The 22,835-nt window shown below is 45.7% G+C and carries 19 protein-coding genes; 15 read left to right on the top strand and 4 right to left on the bottom strand.

Annotation, left to right across the window (positions count from 1 at the left end; all coding sequences use genetic code 11):
• Positions 1-66 precede the first annotated feature (66 nt).
• A complete protein-coding gene (gene adhP, locus BWI96_RS15700; RefSeq protein ID WP_106637496.1) occupies positions 67-1,101 on the top strand; it encodes an alcohol dehydrogenase AdhP in 1,035 nt (344 codons plus the stop codon).
• Between the two features lie 82 nt (positions 1,102-1,183).
• Here the strand turns inward: adhP and BWI96_RS15695 are convergent, their stop codons facing one another.
• Positions 1,184-1,573 (bottom strand): DoxX family protein, encoded by a 390-nt coding sequence (locus BWI96_RS15695; RefSeq protein ID WP_106637495.1) that lies wholly within the window; start codon positions 1,571-1,573, stop codon positions 1,184-1,186.
• Between the two features lie 119 nt (positions 1,574-1,692).
• Here BWI96_RS15695 and BWI96_RS15690 point away from each other — a divergent pair, with 119 nt between their 5' ends.
• From BWI96_RS15690 to BWI96_RS15665, 5 genes are all read left to right on the top strand, one after another.
• Complete coding sequence (locus BWI96_RS15690) at positions 1,693-2,031, top strand: helix-turn-helix domain-containing protein (RefSeq protein ID WP_106637494.1); 339 nt, start codon at positions 1,693-1,695, stop codon at positions 2,029-2,031.
• Between the two features lie 391 nt (positions 2,032-2,422).
• Positions 2,423-3,718, top strand: a complete 1,296-nt coding sequence (locus BWI96_RS15685; protein WP_106637493.1) for a metallophosphoesterase — start codon at positions 2,423-2,425, stop codon at positions 3,716-3,718.
• A 307-nt stretch (positions 3,719-4,025) separates the two neighbouring features.
• Positions 4,026-4,907: a dienelactone hydrolase family protein gene (locus BWI96_RS15675; RefSeq protein ID WP_106637491.1), complete on the top strand. Its 882-nt coding sequence runs from the start codon at positions 4,026-4,028 to the stop codon at positions 4,905-4,907.
• 569 nt (positions 4,908-5,476) lie between these two features.
• Positions 5,477-5,680, top strand: coding sequence for a hypothetical protein (locus tag BWI96_RS15670; protein ID WP_157830389.1), 204 nt, complete (start codon positions 5,477-5,479; stop codon positions 5,678-5,680).
• Positions 5,681-5,925: 245 nt separating this feature from the next.
• Positions 5,926-7,020, top strand: a complete 1,095-nt coding sequence (locus tag BWI96_RS15665; protein WP_106637489.1) for a ferredoxin--NADP reductase — start codon at positions 5,926-5,928, stop codon at positions 7,018-7,020.
• A 63-nt stretch (positions 7,021-7,083) separates the two neighbouring features.
• Here BWI96_RS15665 and BWI96_RS15660 read toward each other — a convergent pair whose 3' ends face one another.
• Entirely contained in the window at positions 7,084-7,845 is a 762-nt protein-coding gene (locus BWI96_RS15660; protein ID WP_106637488.1) for a GLPGLI family protein, read from the bottom strand.
• Positions 7,846-7,873: 28 nt separating this feature from the next.
• On the bottom strand, positions 7,874-10,702 hold the full coding sequence (locus BWI96_RS15655; protein ID WP_106637487.1) for an outer membrane beta-barrel protein: 2,829 nt from the start codon (positions 10,700-10,702) through the stop codon (positions 7,874-7,876).
• 295 nt (positions 10,703-10,997) lie between these two features.
• On the opposite strand from BWI96_RS15655, the gene BWI96_RS15650 reads away from it, so the two are divergent.
• Positions 10,998-11,264: a hypothetical protein gene (locus tag BWI96_RS15650; protein WP_106637486.1), complete on the top strand. Its 267-nt coding sequence runs from the start codon at positions 10,998-11,000 to the stop codon at positions 11,262-11,264.
• Positions 11,201-11,569 carry an outer membrane beta-barrel protein gene (locus BWI96_RS15645; protein WP_106637485.1) on the top strand — a complete coding sequence of 123 codons (369 nt, stop codon included), beginning with the start codon at positions 11,201-11,203 and terminating at the stop codon, positions 11,567-11,569. Before BWI96_RS15650 ends, BWI96_RS15645 begins: the two co-directional genes overlap by 64 nt.
• A gap of 51 nt (positions 11,570-11,620) precedes the next feature.
• On the opposite strand, the gene BWI96_RS15640 is transcribed toward BWI96_RS15645, so the two are convergent.
• The gene (locus BWI96_RS15640; protein ID WP_106637484.1) at positions 11,621-13,525 is read right to left on the bottom strand and encodes an ATP-dependent DNA helicase RecQ; all 1,905 of its coding nucleotides are present in this window, start codon (positions 13,523-13,525) and stop codon (positions 11,621-11,623) included.
• Positions 13,526-13,762: 237 nt separating this feature from the next.
• On the opposite strand from BWI96_RS15640, the gene BWI96_RS15635 reads away from it, so the two are divergent.
• From BWI96_RS15635 to gpmI, 7 genes are all read left to right on the top strand, one after another.
• Positions 13,763-16,393, top strand: a complete 2,631-nt coding sequence (locus tag BWI96_RS15635; protein ID WP_157830388.1) for a T9SS type A sorting domain-containing protein — start codon at positions 13,763-13,765, stop codon at positions 16,391-16,393.
• A 39-nt stretch (positions 16,394-16,432) separates the two neighbouring features.
• Positions 16,433-17,737 (top strand): D-alanyl-D-alanine carboxypeptidase/D-alanyl-D-alanine-endopeptidase, encoded by a 1,305-nt coding sequence (dacB, locus tag BWI96_RS15630; RefSeq protein ID WP_157830387.1) that lies wholly within the window; start codon positions 16,433-16,435, stop codon positions 17,735-17,737.
• Between the two features lie 102 nt (positions 17,738-17,839).
• Positions 17,840-18,511 (top strand): uridine kinase, encoded by a 672-nt coding sequence (udk, locus tag BWI96_RS15625; protein WP_106637481.1) that lies wholly within the window; start codon positions 17,840-17,842, stop codon positions 18,509-18,511.
• Between the two features lie 156 nt (positions 18,512-18,667).
• Positions 18,668-19,948 (top strand): phosphopyruvate hydratase, encoded by a 1,281-nt coding sequence (eno, locus tag BWI96_RS15620; RefSeq protein ID WP_106637480.1) that lies wholly within the window; start codon positions 18,668-18,670, stop codon positions 19,946-19,948.
• Between the two features lie 109 nt (positions 19,949-20,057).
• A complete protein-coding gene (locus tag BWI96_RS15615; RefSeq protein WP_106637479.1) occupies positions 20,058-20,354 on the top strand; it encodes a septum formation initiator family protein in 297 nt (98 codons plus the stop codon).
• Positions 20,355-20,479: 125 nt separating this feature from the next.
• Positions 20,480-20,983, top strand: coding sequence for a low molecular weight protein-tyrosine-phosphatase (locus tag BWI96_RS15610; protein WP_106637478.1), 504 nt, complete (start codon positions 20,480-20,482; stop codon positions 20,981-20,983).
• A 250-nt stretch (positions 20,984-21,233) separates the two neighbouring features.
• A complete protein-coding gene (gene gpmI / locus BWI96_RS15605) occupies positions 21,234-22,760 on the top strand; it encodes a 2,3-bisphosphoglycerate-independent phosphoglycerate mutase (protein WP_106637521.1) in 1,527 nt (508 codons plus the stop codon).
• Positions 22,761-22,835 lie beyond the last annotated feature (75 nt).

The following is a 22,835-nucleotide window of genomic DNA, read 5'->3' as shown; positions in this document are numbered from 1 at the left end:
CATTACTTTGAGGATCGTTATTAAGTACTCTTATTGATTTCCACCATTCTTTAAACAGCCTTCTTTATGCTACCTACTACTATGAAAGCGGCGGTTGTTCGTGCCTTTGGTCAACCCCTAACTATCGAAGAAATGCCCGTTCGGCGACCCGGTCGTAACGAAATTCTGGTCAAAGTAATTGCCAGTGGCGTTTGCCATACCGATCTGCACGCTGCTGACGGCGACTGGCCCGTAAAGCCCAAGTTACCCCTCATTCCTGGCCATGAAGGCGTAGGATATGTAGTTGCTCTGGGGCCGGATGTGAAGAATGTAAAAGAGGGTGATGCCGTGGGTGTCCCCTGGTTATACAGTGCCTGTGGCTGCTGCGATCATTGTATTACGGGCTGGGAGACGCTTTGCGAAAGCCAGCAAAACGGAGGGTATAGCGTAGATGGAGGGTATGCCGAATACGTCATTGCGGATGCTCGTTACGTGGGGAAGCTGCCTTCCCACGTAAATTTCGTTGAAATGGCTCCGATTCTCTGTGCAGGTGTAACGGTGTACAAAGGCTTGAAAGAAACTGAAACCAAACCCGGTGAATGGGTCGCTATTTCGGGCATTGGTGGGTTGGGGCACGTAGCCGTGCAGTACGCTAAAGCCATGGGTATGCACGTAGCTGCTATTGATGTAGCCGACGATAAACTAGAATTAGCCAAACGCCTTGGAGCCGACTTAGTGGTTAATGCCAAGAATCAGGATCCCGGTGAATATTTACAGAAAGAAGCAGGAGGCATGCACGGCGTGCTGGTTACTGCTGTTTCTCCCATTGCGTTCCGGCAGGGAATTTCAGCTCTCCGCCGCAAAGGAACGATTGCCCTTAACGGGTTACCCCCCGGAAGCTTTGATTTACCTATTTTCGAAACGGTGCTTAAACGTATTACCGTTCGCGGTTCTATTGTGGGCACGCGGAAAGATTTGCAGGAAGCCATTGATTTTGCCGTCGAAGGTAAAGTCAAAGCTACGGTTCACACAACGCCGCTTGAATCCATCAATGAAGTGTTTGACCAGATGAAAAAAGGAGCTATCGAAGGTCGGATGGTCATGGAAATTGCTTCTGCTTAATGCTTTCTTCCCTCTTTTTTATAGAAGTACAAACAGGCGGCTTTCAGTCGCCTGACTTGTTTTATGAATACCTCTTATTTCATCAGGTAGTTTTTAGATAACGACCCCAAGCAACAAACAGGGCTAATAAAGCAAAAACGGCATTAAACCCAACGGAAGAAGTTTCTCCTCTGGTCACGTGAAAAACAATAGCACTTATCATTAAGGCGACCACTCCGGCGGCAGTGAAAGCTATAAGCTGAGGTTTAGTCTGGAATAAACCTGGTACAATCAAACCTAGTCCTCCTAACAAATCAATACAGGCCGTCAGTTTTACAAATTCAGGAGATACGTCTCCCGTCCACGGCCACATGGTTGCTAATTGATTGATCGGCTGAACCCATTTCATTGTCGCCGCCCAGATCAGGGTAACTGCCAGTAAGATTTGAACCATCCACAAACTCATCTTTAATAGCTTTGATTGTTTTTTCATGCCTAGTTATTTTAGAACAGGCTAAAATTAGGTATCATCGCTTTCCGTTAGATAGTACTATCCCATTGGATAGCACTATCCGATGGGATAGTAACGACTAATTACATTTATACCTTGACATGCTCAACGGAACCCCTTGTCCTAAAACCTATTTATCCATCAAGGATGCTTTGGAAGCACTGGAAGGTCGCTGGAAGTTATTGATCTTATTTGCTTTATCTGCCGGCCCCCGGCGGTTTAAGGAATTATCGAGAGACGTACAGGGAATTACGGATAAGACGCTTTCGAAGGAATTAAAGGCTTTAGAGCTAAATCAGTTAGTTAACCGGGAAGTCAAAGATACCTTTCCGCCAACGGTAGAATATTCCATTACTGAACACGGTCTTTCGCTGGAGAAATTAATGGATGAACTGCATTACTGGGGACTGGCTCACCGGGAGAAGATTATGGGGAAATGATTCTGGATTATTTATCTTATTTGAGTTGAAAGAGGCTTTGTTGCATGGCTCAGTAGTACAGACTGGGTAAAACCTGCCTATGATTGCACTCGTAACCTTGGAATCACCCAATAAAAGGTACTTAAGTTGTCTATGTCGACCCCATTGAGAAGCCTGTTTGGGTCTAAAATGTGTGTTTCCAGAGCTATGCAACAAAGCCCTTCTTAGGCTAAAATCTCTAGTTGCCGAAAGTTACCCTATTGGCAATTCATACTAGTCAATAACCGCAAGGTTAGCACCAATAGACCCTACAATCGGCAATCCAGCCGCTCATCCCAAAAACATAGGCTTTTGAACTATCTCGGCTGGTACGCTTGTTTCACTCTTTAGAACTGATTCTTACTACTTCCCGATGAATAGAAGTCTTACACTCCTCATAACATTAGCCGTGTTGCTGGTTGCTGACTGGTATGGCTTTCAAGCCGTGAAAACGGCTACCCAACACGCTTCGCCCGGCTGGCAACGCTTCGCCCGGATTTTGTACTGGAGTTTTCCAGTAGTAGCCTTATTCATGTTACTTACTTCGGTTACCCTGGGTAGCGATTTTTGGGGCAAGTTCAGACTTTTGCGGGGCTTTCTCTTTAGCTATATTCTGATTGGGTATCTGGGAAAGATTTTCATGATTCCCTTCTTACTACTCGACGATCTGGGTCGCGGGTTTCGCTGGGTTATGGCTCACTTCAATTCGTCTTCGCCCGTAGACAGCTCGGAAACGCAACAGGCCGTTATCGCTCCTGATCCACATCCACAAAAGGATACCATTACCCGAACAGAGTTTTTAAGCAAAGCGGCTTTGGCGGCTTCGGCCATTCCGGCAATTGGTTTTACGTACGGAATTGTTTCCGGTGCTCACGATTACCGCATCCGTCGCATCCCACTGGTGCTTAAAAACTTACCCCGCGAATTCGACGGACTACGGATAGCCCAGATTTCAGACATCCATTCGGGAAGCTTTTTCAATAAAACAGCCGTCAAAGGTGGAATTGAAATGTTGATGGGCGAAAAGCCCGATGTGGTCTTCTTTACAGGTGATTTAGTAAACGACCGGGCCATTGAGGTAAAAGATTACAAAGACGTTTTTGATAAAGTAAAGGCTCCTCTGGGCGTATTTTCAACGCTGGGTAATCATGACTATGGCGATTATACCCAGTGGAATAGCCTTCAGGAAAAACGTCAGAACCTTTTAGATCTCGAACGGGTCCATAAGGAAATGGGCTACGATTTATTACTTGACGAGCATCGTTTTCTGGAAATGAATGGCGAAAAGCTGGCCATCATTGGTATTCAAAACTGGGGTACGGGCGGTTTTGCTCAGTACGGTAACCTGAAAAAAGCCATTGCGGGTACGGAAGACGCTCCCGTGAAGCTGTTACTTTCCCACGATCCCAGCCATTGGGATGCTCAGGTCCGCACGCAATTCCCAGAGGTAGACGTGCAGTTTGCAGGTCACACGCATGGGATGCAATTTGGTGTAGAAACCAAGTACTTCCGCTGGAGTCCTGTTCAATATCGCTATAAACAATGGGCCGGTCTTTACGAAGAAGGCAATCAGAAATTATACGTAAACCGAGGTTACGGTTATATTGGTTACCCTGGTCGGGTTGGTATGCCCCCTGAGATTACCATTTTTGAGCTGAAAAAAGGGTAATGCTTTTTTGTTTAGTGTTTAGAGCTGGTACTGCCTCTGTTGCTTCCGGCCAACTTCTGTTATCATCAGAACTTTGGGTTATCGAAATTTATTGACTTATTAACTAGGTTACTCTTGCTGTCAGCTCTAAAGCTGATAGCAGACTTTAAAAAATAGCTGGCCTTTCTGCCAGCTATTTTTTTTGGGATACCAAACTCCAAACATCGAAACCAAAACTCCAAACTCCCACAGAACATCTTTTATACTTAGCAGTTTTATACTAGTAACACACCTCGTTGTCGAGGGCTTTCCTAAAAAATAGAAACGCATGAAAAAGCTACTCCTTGCCATTACTTTGGTTGCTAGTGGATTGAGCTCTTACGCTCAAAGTTGCTGCGAACAGGCTGACGCTGCTTGTCACGATACGAAAAAAGAAGCCATGCGTCCTGATGAAATGCAGTTGATGGCCTCTACGAAAGAATTCCAGGCGATGCACGCCGAACCCCGGCCTTTCACCTTCACCAGTAAAGCAGGTGGTGAAATGATTAAAATGGATGCACCCGACGGTCAGGCGGCCAGCGGGTTTTTAATTAAAGCGAAAAACCCTTCCAACAAGTATCTATTAGTATATCAGGAATGGTGGGGCCTCAATGATTACATTAAGCAGGAAGCCGAAAAATTCTATAATGAGCTGGAAGGTCAGGTAAACGTGCTGGCTTTGGATATGTATGACGGGAAAGTAGCCACCGCCCGCGAAGATGCCGGTAAATACATGAGTCAGGCGAAGCCGGAGCGTTTGGAGGCAATCATGAAAGCCGGAATTAATTACGGCGGGGCCAAAGCCAAATTCGCGTCTATCGGCTGGTGTTTTGGTGGGATGTTATCCCTGAAATCTGCAATGCTGGAAGGTTCTAAAGCCGTAGGCTGTGTGATGTATTATGGCCGCCCCGAGCAAGATATCGACAAACTGAAAACGTTGAAAACGGACGTGATTGGCTTTTTTGGTTCAAAGGATAAGGGCATTCCCCCTACCCTTGTAGAACAGTTTGAGAAAAACATGAAAATGGCAGGCAAACAAATTGACATCAATATGTATGATGCCGACCACGCCTTCGCCAACCCCAGTAACCCGATCTATGACGAAAAAGCTACCAAAGACGCCTTCGAAAAAGCCTCGGATTACCTCAAGAAAAAGCTTTTGAGCGAATAGATTTGAAGTTTTGAGCTAAATTATAGCTGCCGTGGCTAGTGTCCTCACAACCATTATTCTTTAGCAGACTGGCTGGTGAAGACACCAGCCAGGGGCGAAAAAAGCTTTTGAGCGAATAGGTTTGATGTTTTGAGCTAAATAAAGCTACCGTGGTTTGGTGTCCTCACAACCATTATTCTTTAGCAGACTGGCTGGTGAAGACACCAGCCAGGGGGAAAGGTCCATCCAGACCGGGGCCAATTCCGGCATTCTCCCCGGATTATCATCCGGGGCTATCCATATAGAACCCCTCCGGGGTTATGATTCCCTTTCCAACTGTCTATCTTACCTTTATGGGTTTTCTCTTTCCAAACTGAAAACTGAAAACTGAAAACTGAAAACTGAAAACTGAAAACTGAAAACTGAAAACTGAAAACTGAAAACTGAAAACTGAAAACTGCAGCGGCGGCCGCTCAAAACTGAAAACTCAAAACTCAAAACCGTAGCGACGGTCGCTCAAAACTCAAAAACGACAATAAGAAATAAAACAGGCGTAACTTGCGTTAATACTTTATAAACTAGACAATCTGATGAAAAAGCTTCTTCTCACACTCTTGATTGGAGCCATGGTGTTACCCGAATACGCCTCGGCATCTACCTATTCATCCGGTACGACGGTTCAGATGGAACAGGCCAGTGCCCGCCGACGCAAATCCTATCGTAAGAAAAAAGGATTCATGTGGGGATTGTTCAAAAAGAAAAACAAAGGCTGCGGCTGCCCTAGCTATAAATAAAGTTATTATGTTTTGAGTTTAGGGTTACAGAGTTTTACTACGATTCATTAACTCAAAACAACAAAACGTTTACATTTTTAACTGAAGACCGTAAACCAAGAACTGTAAACTTCTAAACCCGTCCCGGATGGACGGGTTTTTTCGTAGGCTCTCTTACCTTTGTAACACTTTCCTAAGGAAAGCATCCGATTTAGTCTTTTTTCCTTATTAATAACCAGTAAAAGCCCTGGTTATGATCCGATACAATGAGCAAGTATTTTCATTTAACGGTTAAAGAAGTCGTTCGTGAAACGGAAGATACCGTTACCATACATTTCTGGCATCCGCCGCATGCAACCATTCCATACAAGGCTGGTCAATTCCTGACGTTAATCGTAACCGTTGAAGGGAAGAAACTTCGCCGGGCTTACTCGATGTCCAGCTCTCCAACGAAAGATGCGTCCATTGCGGTGACGGTGAAGCGTCTGCCTAACGGACAGGTTTCGAATTACCTCAACGATCACGTAAAAGCGGGGGATGTCATCGAAGTCATGGAGCCCATGGGTCATTTCGTCTATGAACCTAAGCCTGCTAAAAGTAAATCGTTGTTTTCTTTTGGGGGTGGCGACAAAGGACGTCATTTAGTCTTTTTCGGAGCAGGCAGTGGCGTAACGCCTTTGATGTCAATGCTAAAAACGGCATTACCCGCCGAGCCTCAGGCGAAGGTTACGCTTTTCTACGGCAGTCGCACCGAAACGAATATCATCTTCCGCGATCAGCTTTCGCAGTTACAGGAAGAATACGGCAACCGTCTGGAAGTAATTCACATCTTAAGTCAGCCCAAAAGCTGGTCTGAACGTACGGGTCGTATCAATCAGCAGGCGGCCATTCGTCTACTCGATGAAACGGGTATTAAAGTTCCCGCTGCGGAGTATTACCTCTGTGGCCCCGACGGTATGATGGAAGAAGTTCAGAACGCCTTAACGATTCTGAAAGTCCCCAAAGAACAAGTACATAAAGAAAGTTTTGCACCTTCAAAAGACACCCATGGCGAAGTGGTAGAAGAGGAAGATGACAGCAAACTCAAAGCTCGCGAAGTAACTATTATTTACGAAGGAGCGGAATATAAAGTAGAGGTAAAACCACACCAGACCATTCTGGAAGCGGGCCTTGAAATGGATATTGACCTGCCCTATTCCTGTCAGGCGGGTATGTGCACGGCCTGCATGGGTCGTTGTCAGTCGGGCAAAGTAATGATGGACGAAGAAGACGGCCTTACCCCTCAGGAAATTGCCTCGGGTTTTGTGTTAACCTGCGTGGCACACCCGCTCAGCGATGGAGTCGTGGTAGAAATCGAATAATTACGAAAAAGAGCAAAGTCAAATGGCTTTGCTCTTTTTGTATCCTTAACTGAATTTACTGACTTAATTCCACAGGTTAACTCCCCAGTAAGGATTTCGCCTGGCTCCTATGCTGTCTTTGATATGCTCTTTAATGATGCGATCGTGATCGGCCATATTGATTTTCTTCCCTTTCATTTTCGGTAAAGCTAGCTCTTTAGGATCGACTTTCTTCATTTCGACTTTAGTAGCCGTGATCACGCTCACGCCATCGTTATAATCCAGTTCCAGAATAATTCCGGGTAAACCGTACATCCGCTCAGGGCCTACTGATACAGGAATATCGTCGGCAAACCAGGCAATAATCTTCTGGTTTTTCACAAGGTCTTCCGTTTCTGCCTTCATGCAAATGTGGCCCGCGATGTCTTTCAACTGGTTCAACACTTTCCACTTGGGGGCTTTTAGGGAATCCTGAATGATATAGGTTTTACCCGCAAATTCCTGAAGCTCTGTTAAGGTTTGCTTTTCGAAATTTCGCTGAATAACGTAATCAGACTGCCGCCAGGACCATCGACCGTCATCCGTCTCCCCTTGTTCTCCGATGTAGGTGTAGAGGCTTTGATCGGGTGTAAACGTCAATTTCATTTTCTGCTTATCCCCCTCTTCATTCCCCCACATCATCTTCGCCCGATCTTTTTCTTCCTGACTCAAATAAGGGAGTTTAGCGACCATTTTCGTATAACTCGTACTTCGCTCGTAAGTCACGGTTCCCTCCAGTTCCTGAGCCTGTGCATACGTACACATGACCATGAGCCAACCGAATACAACCAGTAATTTCTTTTTCATCGACAGATTTGGTTAATGTGTAATCTGATTAAAATCCATTATTGCGACGCATATTCGCCTTCACACCCCGCATGTTGTAGGTGTAGCTTAGCATGAAATAACGGGTAATCGTTTCCACCCGCGTCTGCGTGAAGTAGTTACCCGAAGCTCCCTGCGTAATGCCCAAGTTTCTGCGGAACAAGTCATATGCCGAAAGACGTACTTCTGACTTCTTAGCCTTACCCAGTAACTTATATACCGCCAGATTCAGAATCGGAATGTTCTGATTTAAACCGAAACGATCATTCTTATAAAGCCGGTAGTCAAACGTAGCATTGAAGTACGCCTCCCAGGGCAGTTTTACGTTCATTTGACCGCTATAACTCTGATTCCAGATTTTTTGATTCTGGGTAGTATTAATCGAATACCTCACATTGCTATAACTCCAATTGGCATTCCCATAGAACGTAAACTTCTCGCTTGGCGTTAATTCCAGATTCGTACCCCAATTATAGCTATTGTTATTCGTCCGGTTTTCTATGTCGTTAATCAGGGTATAATTACGATTAAAGTTAATGTTGGTGTTGAAACTGATGTTGGCCTTATTTTTCTTGAGCGGAAAACCTACATTCAGATACGTTCCAAATCGCTGTCCTCCCGATACGTTAGCTGGGCGGGTTCTGGTGACCAGCAGAGAATCAATGGTCTGGTTATAAACGACTTGATTTACTGCATAGTTGTAATTGATATTGCCAAAGAACCGTGTAAACGAAGAAGGATTAAAATACTGATATCCCGCGTAGGCTTCATGGTTGACCGTTGGTTTCAAATTAGGATTTCCCTGCGAGATGTACAAAGGATTCGAGTAGTCGATAATCGGCTGCAAATCCCGAATGGAAGGCTGCTCCACGTTTCCGGCGTACTCGGCGTATAAGTACCGATTGTTTTTCATGTCCATATTGAAACTTACACCCGGCACCACGATGGTATAATTCCGGTTGACTTCCATGACGTTCGGAGAGCTCTGATCGGCTGAAAATTTACCAGCGATATTCATATTGATAGCCGCAAACCCTGCACTGATATTGGTGCCTTTGTAATTATAACGAAGCCCCGAACCCGCCCGGTTATGCATAATTTGGTTCGTGTAATAACGGCTCAGAGAATCATTACGAAGATTTCCTTCCAATTGGTTAAACACGTCACGGTCTACTTTATCACTACGAACACCGAAGTTGTAGAAACTCTCCCAGAATACCCGCTTACTAATGGGCTGTACGTATGATAAACTGCTACGAATCTGATTCTGACGGTTGCGGTTGGCATTAAGCAGATTGAGTTGGCGGGAAAATAAAGGTGTACCCGTGGTTGGGTCAAAGAACTCGTTCAGCGAACGCTGTTCTGCATCCGAATTGCCGTTATTTAATAGATAAGAAACACTGGCAGCGAAGCTCTTGCCTTTGGTTTTGAACTTCCGGCGGTACAAGGCCGAGCCGGAAAGATTCAACGTCAGGGCTGAGTTACCGTTATCCTGAGTAGTTCGGTTGGTTAACTGCGTAGCCGAACGACGGTTTTGCTGCGATAAGTCCTGTGAGTAAGAAGAATTGTTAATTGTTCCGTTTGCCAGGACGATCAGCGTATTAAGCGAATCCAGATTATCCTCGTAACGTACCTGAACTTTGTGGTTATCATTCTGGGTATGTTCGTTGGAACGGCTGTCGGTTTCAAAGGCGTTATCCGACAAAATACTCTGGCGGTTAATGATTTGATTGGTCCAGTTGCGACGCTGATTGAAGTAATAATTCGACGTAAACTTCCGCTTTTTAGTTTCGAAATTATAGTTAACCCCACCCGAATACGTATTATTAAAACCACGGTCATTACCGCCGCCGCCGTTCATAATGATAATGTTCCCCCCCTGCATGATGATTCCATCACCGCTGTTACCGCCACTGGTGATACCGCCCCCAAAACCAAAATCGGTTTCATCCCAGCGGAACAGCGAGCTACCATAAAAATCCTGACGATCATCCCAGGACATACCCGACTGATTGATGTTATTGCCCGAAGCCACGACAGCGAACTGCTGCTTATCGTTGAATTTATTATAGTTTCCCCGCACATCTACCCGCTGGTCAGTACCTACACCAGCTTTAATTTTACCAAAGCCGCCTTTTTTGAATTCTTCTTTCAAAGCCAGGTTCACCGTTTTTTCCTTCTTGCCATCGTCAATACCGGTGGCTTTTGCCTGCTCGGTTTTGCTGGTATAGACCTGCACTTTATCAATGGCTTCGGCATTCAGGTTCTTGGTAGCCGTCTTGGGATCGCCGCCGAAGAAATTTTTTCCATCCACCGTCACCCGTTTTACTTCCTGTCCCTGAGCCCGGATGCTTCCATCCTGCTCGACCTGGAAGCCGGGTAATCGACGTAATAAATCTTCCACCGTTGATCCGGGTGGCACTTTGAAGGAACTGGCATTATATTCTATCGTATCGCCCCGAATATTCAGCGGAGCTTTCGCCGTTTTCACCACGACTTCAAAAAGCTCTTTGGAAATAGGCTTCATTTTCAAATCACCTAAATCCGTTACGGCTCCTTCGGCGGGAGTTACTTCCGTCTGAAAGGGTAAGTAACCCGTGTAGGACATTTTCAGAAGGTACGTGCCACGTTTGGCATTTTTTAATTCAAAACGACCATTTTCATCCGCCCGGGCATAACTTACCAGAGCCGAATCTTTGGGCGTTAATAACATAACGGTGGTAAAAGGCAGGGCTGTGCTGGTGGTATCTACGGCTCGCCCCTTGATGGATAATCGGGTTTGAGCTTCAACCATACAGGCACAAAGAATGAAGCAGGCACTCAGTAGAAGGTGTCGCATGCGGAAAGGATAGGTTGTGAAGGACAGCGTACTCGTTATTTGAAACGAATATATTAGTTTATTAACTAAAAGATTCGTTAAAATGTGTTAATAATTTCTTATCTATTGTATCAGGCACTGGCTAAAGACGCTAAGAAGGAGTTTAGTGTTGCATTTAACCAAAAGAATATTTTCTATTAAGTACAGATCAAGGCTTACGTCAGCTACAGGTGAAAATAATGATTTTTATATTTTTCTATCCTCTGATTAATACTTTTTCGTACATACTTCCGTCAACCAATCTTTATCTTTCTTTATGAAGTTTTTTTCGAAAGTAGTTGCTCTATTTCTGTTTTCAGTGAGCATTCAACATGTACAGGCTCAGTTACAGGTAGGCGTGCATGGTGCCTATGCAATTCCTACCCCTAAAGAAGTAGGGGCCAAAAACAGTTTCGGCGGAGGAATACAGGCCCGGTATTTCCTTTCACCCAACCTGGCAGCGGGGTTGGAGGCGAGCTTATTGACCTCAAAGCTACGCTGGATTATGGCTGGGCCGGCACTTACACGGTTAAGGAGAGGTTAATTCCATTTACACCCAAAATCGAATATTTTTTTATCGATGGTCCGCTTCGGCCTTATGTAGGGTTGAAAGCAGGTTTATACTTAGCAAGCGTTTCGGTCAATAAGCAATCGGAGTCTGAATCATTTTTTGGCTTTGCTCCTAAGATGGGGGTTCAGTATAAGCTCCCACAAAATCTGGCTGTTTTTCTGGAAGGAGATTATAATTTACTACTGAACAAAAAAGGAGCTCGTGATTTAGGGGGAGATACCTTTGGTTCAAAGTTCATTCAGTTTAACCTAGGCATTGCTTATACCTTAGATTTATAACTCAGGAAAAAGCATCTATAAAAACGAGGCCGTTCATGAACGGCCTCGTTTTTATTTTAGATACAAATTACCCAAAGCGTCATAGCCAATGAGTTCATCACTAACCAATTCACGAACGGTTAACAGAAATCCATTTTCGTTTTTAGGAGCAAAATGACTGACTAATTGCTGAATTGTAATGGCTCCGTTGGCTAAATAGTCGAGAATTCTTTGTTTTTCCTGCGAATCTCCCGTTCTAGCTTGCCGGGCTTTCTTTCGGGCCAGGCAATGATCGCAAATGCCGCATTCGTAATCCGTTTTTTCATCGAAATATTCCAGTAAAACCTGGGTTCGGCAACGGTTGGTATGGTAAGCGTAATTAATAACGGAATGTACCTTATCTAAGTCCCGATCTTTTCGGGCCGCAATATCCTTTTTGGAAAGTGGTAAAGCCGCTGCGTCATAACGAGCCGTTAAAAACGTGAGTTGAGGCTTCGTTTTTTGAGGATCATATTCAATAATGTTCATTTCTGCCAGCCGATACAGCAGGTTTCGTACTTCGGCTTCAGTTACCAGAAATACCTTGGCAATAGCGGTTTCCGAAATGATTACATAATCAGTGAAAATACCCCCGCCGTACATCCGAAGTAACAGCTTGGTAAAGGCATCAAAGCGTTCGTTCCGAACCTGGAAATCGTATAACTCCCGACTGTTAATCAGAAAATGTAAGCGTGAAGGATTATTATAGGATTCGCTCATCTGAATAAATCCTTCGCTTTCCAGCAACTTTAGAGCATAATACGTATCCGTCGTAGCCAGTCCGAACGTAGACTGAAAATCAGTCAAATCAAAATCATAGCTACTCCCCTCACCCACGCCAATGGCCAGCCGGAAGTAGTTAGCCAGGCACTGATACACCCGCCGCACAAAATCCAGATCAGGGTATTGCTGTTCGACTTGCTTGATGAGTTCTTTCCCATCCGCCGGGGCCACTAAAGCTACGGCATAGGCCTTTTCCCCATCGCGTCCAGCCCGGCCTGCTTCCTGAAAATAAGCTTCCAACGTGTCCGGTAAATCGACGTGAATAACCGTACGTACTTCGGGCTTGTCGATTCCCATTCCGAAGGCATTTGTCGCCACCATTACCCGTACCCGACCCTTTACCCAGGCATCCTGTCGCGTATGCCGATCCGACGTACTTAAGCCCGCATGGTAAAAGGTTGCCGAAATTCCCTGTCGCATTAACTCATTGGCGATCAACTGCGTCCGGCGGCGATTGCGAACGTAGATAACGGAACTTCCAGACACATTGTCCAGAATTTTCTTCAGTCGCACTTCCTTATCTTCCGTCATAATCACCGAATACGATAAATTAGGGCGAGCAAAGCTCTGCTGAAAAACCCGCTCGTTCTTTAACGTCAGTTTTTGAATAATATCGGCCTTCACTTCCCGCGTGGCCGTGGCGGTTAAGGCGATCAGTGGAACGTTTGGAAACATCTCCCGGAACTCGGCGATTTGGAGATAGGGCGGACGAAAATCATACCCCCAGGCAGAGACGCAATGGGCTTCATCGACAGCGATGAGGTTAATCTTCATCATTTTAGCCCGTACCCTGAATAGCTCCGTGCGAAGGCGTTCGGGCGAAACGTAGAGAAACTTGACGTCATTATAAATGCAGGCATCCAGTGTATGATCAATCTGACGGTAACTCATGCCCGAAAACACTGCCTGAGCATTAATGCCCCGTTTGCGAAGATTCTCGACCTGATCTTTCATTAGGGCAATTAATGGCGAAATAACCAAACAGAGGCCTTCCCGGGCCAAAGCCGGAACCTGAAAACACAGAGACTTTCCACCACCCGTCGGCATTAAAGCCAGCACATCGTGCCCCTCCAAAACGGACGTTACTATGTCCCGCTGCAAGGGCCGGAATTCGTCATATTCCCAAACCTGTTTTAGTATCTCGTCAATCGTCATACTTCTGATAAAATCAACGCTGGTGGCGTTTCAATCCATTATTGTGCTCAAAAATAACAAAACCTGAGTCGGGTTTCACGGCTGGCTGAGCTATTTCAAATTGCTTTAGTTATGAGTAGTTATTTAATCGGAATACACCTTTGTTCCGAACCCCTTTTAGTCCATGACTTTATTTTAAGGATTTCCTATTATTCCATACTGCATTTTGTATTTTTACTTGATTACGATCCTGTCGCTATGAAAAAACTTTTACTAATACCTTTTCTTTTGATTGGCAGTTTAACCTGGGCCCAGAAGGAATTGCCTCAACCGAAAAATATTCGCACTAAATCTTCTTCAGATCTGATTTTTTTACCCGCAGATAAGACGGTTTGTTACTCCACAGGGCAGGCCGATAGCCGCATTGGCCCCCCACCCGAATTTTTAAGAAAACGCGGAGGCCGCACCACCGCTACTACGTCCGAGTTTACGGTGGAATACGTGGGTTTTTCGGATAGTGCCCGCGTTGCTTTTCAACAAGCCGTTGAAATCTGGAAATCCATCATCATTTCGCCCGTGCCTATTCGCGTGTATGCCGTCTGGACGGATTTAGGAAGTGGCTCCAACGGCTCGATTATACTGGGTGGAGCTCGCCCCTATTCATACGTGACTGGATTTCAGGGAGCCACTAAAACCAACACCGCTTACCCCATTGCTCTGGCTGAAAAACTGGCCCGGCAGAGCCTGAACGGGAACCAGCCTGATATTTACTGTGAGTTTAACAGCAATAAAGCCGTAAACTGGTATCTGGGAACGGATGGAGCCACGAATGGTTCGGCAGGTCGGCAGGATTTTGTTACTGTAGTAACGCATGAGTTGGGGCATGGACTGGGTTTTACCAGCTCTTTTTATGCCAACAATAGCCTGGCCATGTGGGGAGATGATTCGAATTATGGCTATCCCCGTGTTTTTGATCATTACATCAAAAATGCGAACAATCAGCAACTGATTAATACGAGTGTTTTCAGTAATCCATCGACCCAGTTATACAGTCAGGTAACGGGACGAAATCTCTTTTTTGACAGCCCGATTGCTAATGCTCAGAACGGAGGTACCAAGCCTAAGTTATACGCTCCGACTTCTTACAGCGTAGGTTCCAGTATCTCACATTTGGACGAAACCACCTATCTAACGGGCACTTCCAATGCGTTAATGACGCCGAATTTGGCCCGTGGAGAAGTCAACCAGAACCCTGGCCCGATTGTACGAAACATGTTCACGGAAATGGGCTGGAAATCAACATCCATTCTGCATAATCGATTAACGGATTCGGAAGATTTACTCGGACAACCCATTGCATTTACGGCTCAGGTGGTCAGTGATACATCGGTCGTAGGCCCCGTCCGCCTTTCCTATACCATTAACGACACGACTCGGGCCAACGCCACTACGGTTCCCATGACTCAATCAGGAAACACCTATACGGCAAACCTCCCGGCTTCGAGTCAGGCCCGGACGATTCGTTACTGGATTTCAACGACGGAAGCGGGTTATCCTAACCGCACCTTTAGCAGTCCCGCCGAAGCTCCCAGCCGGGCTTTCTGGACATTCAAAATTGGTACTGATAATACGCCTCCCACCATCACGCACGCTCCGCAAACATCCATTTTATCTTCTACAGACTCGCTGATTGTTGATGCAGATGTATTTGATGATTTTAGTTTTGGCATTGATACCACTTACATTGAATATCGGGTGAATGGTGTGGCTCGCCCTTCAGTGCCAATGCCCCGGTTGGGTTATTACGTAACCAATGGTATTCGTTCCAATAACATTTACGCCGTAGGAGCCATGACCTTCGGAGCGGGGAGTTTGAAGGGCGGTGATAAGATTGAATACCGCATCGTAGCCCGTGATCGTTCGAAAGCCCGCAACGTGGGTTACGCTCCTTCGACGGGTTATTATACAGTGAACGTAGCGGGAATTTCGGCAGCCGTAACCGAGTATGTCAATGACTTTAACGCCACTACAGCCAGTAGCGATTTTACAGGTACGAATTTCAGCATCGCCACCCCTACGGGTTTCACCGACGGAGCCATTCACTCGGATCACCCTTACAAAGACGGGCCCGAATCTCAGGGTTATGAGGCTAATTACACTTATACCTTACTCAAACCCATTCGCCTGAGTGATCAGGATCCGTTCATTCGTTTCGATGAAATCTGTCTGGTTGAACCCGGCGAAGACGGTTCCGTTTTTGGCAGTAGCAGTTTCTATGATTACGTAGTGGTGGAAGGCTCCAGCGATGGCGGAAAAACCTGGAGGCCTTTTCAGGATGGCTGGGATGCCCGAGCTAATAATCAATGGTTAACGGGTTATAATTCCAAAACAGAGCAAGTTAATGTCAACGGAACAAACGTAACCAACTCCACTTTTGCCGGAACAGCAGGACTCTACAAAAGCCGCGAGATCAACATGGTTGGATCGGGTTACTTCAGCCCCGGCCAGCAGGTATTGGTTCGATTCCGCCTTTTTGCCGATCAGCTTTCACACGGCTGGGGCTGGGCCATTGATAACCTATACATTCAGAAGACAAAACCCATCATTACTTCGACCGAACCAACCCTTACGCAAACCACTATTCAGGTTTCCCCCAACCCCAGTCAGTACGGTCGTTTCCTGATCGATGCCGAGTTTCCGGCTTCGGTTAAATCGGTCGATATCAGTGTGACAAACATCATGGGACAAGCCGTTTATCAGAAAACCGCCAAGCAACCGGGGTCGTTACGGGAAAGACTGGAGCTAACTTCAATGCCCGCCGGAACGTATTTGTTACGCTTTGTTTCCGAATCTGAAGTCATTACCAAACGCATCGTTATTACTCAATAAATGAATCGGGGAAGTCAGTGGCTTCCCCTTTCTGTTCCTATGAAGTTACTAGTCATTATCAGTTCGGTAGTCCTCACGCTTTCGCTGACTTCCTGTTCCGTGAGCAAGCGAACCTCTTCCCTGAAAAACCTGGATTCACTCTGGACTTCGGTTACGTTTGGAAATCACCACGCTGGGCTTATGCTCTACGACCCCGACCGAAAGCAGACGCTTTATGCCCACAACGCCGAACGTTACTTTGTCCCCGCTTCCAATACCAAACTTTTTACTTTTTATGCCGGACTTAAAACGCTGGGCGATTCGGTAGAAGCTCTGCGGTACCTCGTTCGAAATGATTCTCTGATTTTTTGGGGAACGGGCGACCCGACATTACTAAACGTCAATGTTCCCAGCAGTAAAGCTCTGGAATTTTTAGCCCGCCGCCCGGAAAAGCTGTTTTACTGGCCGGGTCATTTCCCTCAAAGACCCTTTGGTAGCGGCTGGGCCTGGAATGATTACCAGGATTATTACCAGCCCGAAATCAGTGCCTTATCCGTCTATGGCAACGTGGTTCGTTTCTTGGCTTCCGATAAACTAGCGATTAACGTTATTCCCCAATCATTCATACTTGAAAAAGACACCAGCCATGCTACATTCCAGGTTCGTCGTGACTGGATGAGTAATCAGTTCACGGGTACTTCTGGTGTAGTGCCTGCTCATTTTGAACAGCACGTACCTTTTCAGACTTCGTCTGTATTAACCACTCAACTCGTAAGCGATACTTTGCATAAACGGGTAACTTTATTACCCTCATTTTCTACCAAAGTGTATCAAAGTCTTTCCTCCATTTCGGTGGATACGCTTTACAAACACATGCTGCAACCTTCCGATAACTTCGTGGCTGAGCAAATTCTCATGCTTGTTTGTTCGAAAATAGAGCAGCCTTTTCAAAGCAAAACCGCCATTGATTACGTCCTCAAAAATCACCTGACCGATTTACCTGATCGCCCCAACTGGGCCGATGGCTCCGGGCTTTCGCGGTATAACCTCTTTACGCCCAGAAGCATCATTCGTCTGTTGGAAAAAATGTACACCGAATATCCAACCGAGCGAATTTTCCCTTTACTAGCCATTGGCGGCCAGGCCGGATCCATAAAAAATGCGTATAAATCCGCCGACGGGAAGCCCTTCATTTTTGCCAAAACAGGTTCTTTATCAGGCATTTATAACCTGAGCGGATACTTACTGACTAAAAGTGGGAAGACGTTGTTATTCAGTTTTATGAACAATAACTTTAACCGCCCTACCAGCGAAATTCGCCGCGATATGGAACGAATTTTGACCCAGATTCGGGAAAAGTATTAAGTGCACGGAATCTGAAAATCAGGGTTATAAAACCAGCTTTTCAAATGCTGTCGCGTGGCTTATGTAAATGTTGCGTATTTTTGCACCGGAAATCCACAATACATGCAGTCGCAAAAACCTTTCATTGTTGGCATTACTGGTGGTAGTGCGTCAGGTAAAACGTTGTTTTTGAAAAGCCTTTTATCGGCTTTTCCACAGGAAGAAATCACCTTAATTTCTCAGGATAATTACTATCGCCCGCGGCACGAAATTCCACTGGACCGCCACGGGGTTCATAATTTTGACTTACCCGAGTCCATTGATTTTCAACAATATGCCCAGCATATTCACGACTTACGGGAAGGCAAGGACGTTCAGAAATTAGAATACACCTTTAATAATCCCGACCTTATTCCGGCGATGCTGACGTTCAAGTCTACGCCGATTATTGTGGTAGAAGGTATTTTCGTTTTCTATTTCGAAGAAATTGCGAACATGCTTGATTTGAAGGTATTCATTGATGCTAAAAATAAAATCAAGCTCAACCGCCGGATTCGCCGGGATTCGGAAGAGCGGGGTTACGACATTAATGATGTATTATATCGCTGGGAACACCACGTCAAACCAACGTACCAGAAGTATATCAAACCTTTCCGGGCTCAGGCCGATCTGGTTATTCCTAATAATGATCATTTTCAAAAGGGACTCGATATGCTGGTGCATTATTTGAAAATGCTGATTTCGAATCAGACAGGCCCAAATTCGGTGGACATGCCTTCCAATTCAGAGCATTAAAAAAGCTTCCTGGGAAAATTGATTTTTCAGGGCTTTCAGACCACTGGCAAAATGCGTTACTTTGCAACGCATTTTGCGGAGTAAAGAAAGAGCATCCGATTACCTTTCTTTCATTCCTTTTTTAGACAGGAAATAACCATAAACTTTTCTTTATCTATGAGTACGATTCAGTACGTACACGCCCGCCAGATTCTGGATTCGCGTGGAAATCCGACCGTTGAAGTTGACGTTCGCACTGAAAATGGCTTTTTAGGCCGTGCGGCGGTTCCCTCTGGAGCTTCTACGGGCGTACACGAGGCCGTTGAACTTCGCGATGACGATAAGTCAGTATACCTGGGTAAAGGTGTATTGAAAGCCGTTGAGAATGTCAACGAACTGATCTACCCTGAAATTCTTGGTATTTCTGTATTCGAGCAAAACATGATTGATAAAATCATGATTGAACTCGACGGTACGGCAAACAAAGGCAAATTGGGAGCTAACGCCATCTTAGGCGTATCTTTAGCCGTTGCTAAAGCGGCTGCTCAGGAAGCAGGTCTGCCCTTGTTCCGTTACATCGGCGGCGTAAACGCGAACACGTTGCCCGTTCCGATGATGAACATCATCAACGGTGGTGCTCACGCGGATAACGCTATTGACTTCCAGGAGTTCATGGTCGTTCCTGCTAAAGCAGAAACGTTCTCGCAATCCCTCCGTATGGGAACGGAAGTATTCCATGCCCTGAAAAGCGTATTAAAATCAAAAGGTTACTCTACGAACGTGGGTGATGAAGGTGGTTTCGCTCCTAACATCCAGTCAAACGTAGAGGCACTGGAAACGGTATTACAAGCCATCGAAAAAGCGGGTTACCGTCCAGGAGAAGACGTATTCATCGCTATGGATGCGGCTGTATCTGAGCTTTACAACGCTGAAACGGGTAAGTATATCTTCAAAAAATCAACGAAAGAAGAATTAACTTCTTCTGAGCTGGTTTCTTACTGGACAGAGTGGGTGAACAAATACCCCATCATCTCCATTGAAGATGGTATGGCCGAAGACGATTGGGCTGGCTGGAAAGCTCTGACTGACAGCATCGGTTCTAAAACGCAGTTAGTGGGTGACGATTTATTCGTAACAAACGTGAAGCGTCTGGAAATGGGTATCGAGCAGGGTGTAGCGAACGCCGTTCTGGTGAAAGTAAACCAAATTGGCTCGTTAACCGAAACGATTGATACTGTTAACTTAGGCAAGCGTAACAGCTATAAAAACATCATGTCTCACCGTTCAGGTGAAACGGAAGATGCAACTATCGCTGACTTAGCAGTTGCTCTGAATACGGGTCAAATCAAAACGGGTTCTGCTTCTCGTTCTGACCGTATGGCAAAATACAATCAATTAATCCGCATCGAGGAAGAATTAGGCGATTCAGCTTACTTCCCCGGTATTAAAGCGTTTTAATTAGAATACCTGAGAAGGGCTATGGATTTGAGCATTGGCTTAAACCCATAGCCCTTTTTTTCGTTTACAGAGTAAGTAACGCTTTCATTTTTAACTTTCTGAGCAGCCTATGTTTCGCGTCTGGCCTCCCAAATTTCCCGTCATAGCGATCACCATCTGGGTCGTTTTGATTGCCCTGAGTGATTATAATCCGCTGAAAAAATATCAGATGAGCCACGAGCTTTCGGAGCTGGAAGCTCAGAAAGAGTTCATGGAAAAGGAAATCGTCCGTGTCCATAAAGAGCGGCAGGAAATCACCGAATCCGACGCATCCCTGGAAACCTTCGCCCGCGAGAAGTACATGATGAAGAAAGATAACGAAGAAGTTTTCGTACTCGTAGACGAAGAGGGGAATCCTGTAGAATAAGTTGGCAATGTTTTGAGTTTAGGGTTTTGAGTTATTATGCTCGCAATAATCAGTATGGTTAAAGCCTTTAGTCTCAACATCTATTTGCTAACTCAAAACCCAAAACTCTAAACCTAGAAACGCTTATGGTTAAAGTCCTTTTTGTTTGTTTAGGTAATATTTGTCGGTCTCCGCTAGCGGAGGCTTTGTTTAAGAAAGCAGTAGAAGATCGCGGCCTTACGGATCAGATTTACTGCGATTCGGCAGCGACGAGTACCTACGAGATTGGGAATCGTCCTGATCGCCGGACGTGTGCTAATGCTGAATCACACGGACTAAAGCTAGACCACCGGGCCAAGCAATTGCGAAAATCAGACTTTACGGATTTTGACTATATCATCGGCATGGATGACTCGAATTTCGATAACATTCACGCCATGTCGCACCGATTCAGTGGGTCGTATCCTTCGCACGAACAGGTTTTTCTATTGCGAAAATTTGATCCCTTTGTGGAGGTTTCACGCGGTATTCCTTCCCTGCCCGATCCGTATTACGAACCAGATGAGGCTTTTGAAGAGGTCTACCAGATTGCCAAACGCAGTACCGAAAAACTGCTGGACTGGATCATTAAGAAACACCATTTAGAGTAGAGACGTCGATTGTATCGCGTCTTTTTTTGTTTGAGTAGAGGTGCTCTCGGCAGTCGCTCGGTTTTGCCGAGTGACTGCTGGGTTGGATTACCACGATTTCTAGCCCAGACGCGACTAATCGCGTCTCTACGGGTTGGGGTTTCTAATGCTTTTTTAGCCTTTTCTAAACTTCTGCTTCGATTCTAACGGCTTCGGTTTAACTTTGTCTGTACCAACATTGTACCTGATTCATTCTCATTCCCGAAATATCGTGAGCAAAAAAGTTCTGTTAGTTATCCTCGACGGTTGGGGCATTGCCAAACAAGGCGAGGAAGATCGTTCGGCCATCATTGCCGCTCAGACCCCCTTTTACGATTCGTTATTCGCGAATTATCCACACTCTACGCTGGTGACTTTCGGTCCCGAAGTAGGTTTGCCCGAAGGTCAGTTTGGTAATTCCGAAGTAGGTCACATGAACCTCGGAGCGGGTCGTACCGTCAAACAAAGTCTGGTTCGTCTCAATGACGCTATCGAGCAAGATACCCTTCGCCACGAACCTGTACTGGTAGAAGCTCTCGAATTTGCTAAGGCTAATCATAAACCCGTTCACTTCCTGGGTCTGGTTTCTGATGGGGGCGTTCACGCTCACATCAATCACCTCAAGGCTCTTTGCAATGTGGCGAAAGACAATGGTCTGGAGAACGTATTCATCCACGCCTTCACCGATGGACGCGACACCGATCCTAAATCTGGTGTAAAGTATTTGTCTGACTTACAGGCCTTCCTTCCTACTTCAGTGGGTAAAATTGCCAGCGTAACCGGACGGTATTATTCCATGGATCGTGATAATCGCTGGGAACGTATCAAACTGGCTTACGATGTGATGGTGAAAGGGATTGGTCAACCCGTTGAGGCCAGCCAGTTAATTTCTACGCTTGAAACGTCGTATTTGCAAGGGGTTACCGATGAGTTCATCCAGCCCATCGTTATTACCGAAAACAACCTGCCCGTTGCAACCATTCAGGAAGGTGATGTAGTGATTTGCTTCAACTACCGTACCGATCGTCCACAGGAAATTACCAAAGCTCTTACGCAGGAAAACTTCCCGGAATATGGCATGAGCAAGTTAGATATTCGTTACCTGACGATGACGAATTATAACAAGTCATTCACGGGTGTAAACGTCATTTTCGATGATTCGAACCTGCCTTATACGTTAGGAGAAATCATTTCCAAAGCGGGCAGAACGCAGATTCGTATCGCTGAAACCGAGAAATATCCGCACGTAACCTTTTTCTTCTCAGGAGGCCGTAACGAACCCTTCGAAGGCGAAAACCGAATTCTGTGCCCTTCGCCTAAAGTGGCTACGTACGATCTCAAACCCGAAATGTCGGTATATGACGTTCGTAATGCCCTGGTTCCTGAACTGGAAAAAGGATCGGCAGATTTCGTGTGTCTAAACTTTGCCAACCCTGACATGGTAGGCCATACGGGTAGCTTTGAAGCCGTAGTAGCCGCTTGTGAATCAGTTGACGTATCGCTGAATGCCGTAGTGACGGCAGCTCGTAACAGTCACTATTCCGTTATTGTATTAGCAGACCACGGTAATGCCGATTACATGATTAACGACGACGGAAGTCCAAACACTCAGCACAGTCTGAACCTGGTTCCCTGTATTCTGCTGGATGACGACCATAAATCCATTAAAAACGGAAAGCTCGGCGACATCGCACCAACGATTCTGGCCTTAATGGGCATCGAAAAACCCGAAATCATGACTGGCGACGTTTTGGTTTAGTTGTTGTTAGTTATACAAATAAAAGCCGTCCGAATAAGAAATTCAGACGGCTTTTTATCTATTAAGTCAGGTTAT

Origin of the sequence: Siphonobacter sp. SORGH_AS_0500 (assembly GCF_002838835.1) — a bacterium.
Classification (GTDB): Bacteria; Bacteroidota; Bacteroidia; order Cytophagales; family Spirosomataceae; genus Siphonobacter.
The sequence above is the reverse complement of the archived record's forward strand: the minus strand, read 5'-3'. Positions and strand labels throughout refer to the sequence as shown.